At 61.8% G+C, this 455-nt stretch carries 1 pseudogene; it reads left to right on the top strand.

Going from position 1 to position 455, the window contains the following annotated elements:
* Positions 1-210: 210 nt before the first annotated feature.
* A pseudogene (locus tag C7G61_RS46915) lies at positions 211-455 on the top strand (MarR family transcriptional regulator); the annotation flags it as partial.

The raw sequence follows: 455 nt of genomic DNA on the forward strand, positions 1-455 counted from the left end.
GCGGGCTATCTCAGCCGTCTCGTGAAAAGGTTCGATGCCCAAGGTTTGATCCAACGCTCGCCGTCAAAGGGTGACAGGCGTCAGTTTCTCCTGTCCCTGACCGACAAAGGCCTTGCGGCCTTCGCACCGCTGAACCAAGCCTCTGCAATCCAGGTTGCAGCCATGCTGTCAGGCCTGTCTGTCAGTGAGCGGGAGCGGCTCGTTCAGGCCATGACTACAGTCGAGCGTCTGGTCGGCGGTGGCCTAGAGCCCAATCTTCCTTACATCCTGCGCTCTCACCAGTCCGGAGACATCGGCTGGATCGCTCATCGGCAGGGCCTGCTCTATGCCGAGGAATACGGCTGGGACCAGACCTTCGAAGCGCTTGTGGCGGAGATCGCTGCGGCGTTCGTCAGGAACTTCGATCCGCAATGGGAGCGATGCTGGATCGCGGAGCGGGCCGGGGAGGTGATCGG

Origin of the sequence: Bradyrhizobium algeriense, from assembly GCF_003062295.1 — a bacterium.
In the GTDB taxonomy this organism is placed as follows: domain Bacteria; phylum Pseudomonadota; class Alphaproteobacteria; order Rhizobiales; family Xanthobacteraceae; genus Bradyrhizobium; species Bradyrhizobium algeriense.